General features: G+C 65.4%; 2 protein-coding genes. Both read right to left on the reverse strand.

Going from position 1 to position 1,854, the window contains the following annotated elements; all coding sequences use genetic code 11:
• Positions 1-429: MBOAT family protein (locus tag JNK68_14260; protein ID MBL8541506.1), on the reverse strand; the 429-nt coding region annotated here is incomplete at its 3' end.
• Between the two features lie 106 nt (positions 430-535).
• On the reverse strand, positions 536-1,765 hold the full coding sequence (locus JNK68_14265) for a hypothetical protein (GenBank protein MBL8541507.1): 1,230 nt from the start codon (positions 1,763-1,765) through the stop codon (positions 536-538).
• Positions 1,766-1,854 lie beyond the last annotated feature (89 nt).

The raw sequence follows: 1,854 nt of genomic DNA on the forward strand, positions 1-1,854 counted from the left end.
GTGCAGCAGGTTCTGCGGCCGCTCGATGGGGCCGGCCACCAGCTGCGGATAGAACATCACGTACAGCGAGTAGATGCCGAAGTGCCGCTCCGCCTTCTGGTTGCCGCGGTAGACCTCGATCACGTAGCTCAGGCTCTGGAAGGTGTGGAACGACAGTCCGATCGGCAGAATCAGCGCCAGCGGATCAACCGCAAAGTTCACGTTGAATTCGTCGGCAATCCAGTTCACGTTGGTGCCGAAGAAGTTGTAGTACTTGAACACGAACAGCACCGCGCAGGTCACGATGATGCTCGTCACCAGATAGCGCCGGCGCTCGCGCCCTCGCGTGCGCTCGATCAGCAGCCCGGCCAAGTAGTCGACGACGATCGTCACCACCAGGATCAGGATGTAGATCGGCACGAAGGCCATGTAGAAAACGCAGCTGGCCATCAGCAGCCACAACCAGCGCCAGTGCTGCGGCAAACAAAAGTACCCGATCGTCACGATCGGAAAGAAAATCAAAAACTCCAGAGAATTGAACAGCACGACTCGGGCCTCAGGGTGCGTGCGGCAGCAGGCGCGGCACGTGTGCCGGCACCAGCCGCATGAGCGTGTCCCAGGTCTCGGGATGGGCGTGCAGGAAGGCCGCGCGCTGCTCGGCGAGCCACGCACGCCGCGCCGGGAGTGTGGCCGACTCGACGCGATAGCCGAAGCCGGTCACCGGGTTCGCGCCCGGTTCGCCGCGCCCGAACATCGCATCGAGAATGCGGTCACCGAGCACCGGGTTGAAGTGAATCGGGTCCTGCCAGTAGGTGAGCACACCGCCTCCCAGCGGTTCGTCGAACGGCGGCCCGTAGCCCTGGAAGTCCCACAGTTCGACCGAGGCCGGCGGCGCCGGGGGATGCGCTTCGAGATAGCGTGCGACGCGGTCCATGACGAGCCAGCGCTGCGCCTCCTCGCCGCACAGATAGTCGGCTTCGGCACCGACCACGTGGCGCGGATAGAGGACGATGCGGAGCTGTATATCGCGGCCCGACACCTGGGCAACGATGCGTTCGAGTCCGGAGACATCGAATGGCGTTGCGACGTCGGTTGCCCGCGGCGTGGCTGCCGCATCGAGCGAAGCGCGCAGGCGCGCCTCGGAACAGCCGCTCTTGCCGCGCAGGTTTTCCTCGAAGAACACGCGCGCCCGGTGCTCGACGCGTGGATCGTCGCGGAAGAACAGGTAGCGTCCTTCCGCTGTGTGGGTCTGAGGCTCGCGCGGGTCCTGGCTGCGCAGCGTCTTGAGCGAGTGCTGCACCGCCTGCGGCGACAGGAGCACCTCCGGCAGGCGGTTCTCGTCCATGGCGGCGAGGCTGCGTCCGCAGTCGGCGTCGGGCATCGGCTGGGCGACCATGCCGAACACGATGCGCTTCGCGTGCGTGTGGGCGAGCACGTATTCGAGGTCGCAGAACACCTCCTTCCAGGGTGCGCCCGCCATCGCGAAGTTGTAGCTCCTCGCGCGCCCGTCATCGGTCAGCGCCGGGTGCAGCGGCTCGAATCCGATCGCTGCGATCGAGCTGCCGAGGATGACCGCCTCCGGCTGCTCGCGCCTGACCACCGCCGGTTTGACCTCCCGCTCGAAGAAGCGCAGCCGCGACTTGACCGCGTTGAAGCCCGGGATGCGCGGGTAGCCGAAATACTGGAACGGATCGACGATGCGGTTGAAGGCAGCGGTCGCCAGCATAAGGAGCAGGCTGCCCGCGAGCAGCCCGCAGCTGTAGCGAGCGAAGGCGGCGGCTCCCACACTCAGAACTGGAAGTAGATGAACTCGCTGAAGCCGCTCGACATGTAGAGCATCCCGAAGTAAGCGACGATCGTCATGGCGAGCGCCCA

It is taken from the genome of Betaproteobacteria bacterium, from assembly GCA_016791345.1.
Lineage (GTDB): Bacteria > Pseudomonadota > Gammaproteobacteria > Burkholderiales > JAEUMW01 > JAEUMW01.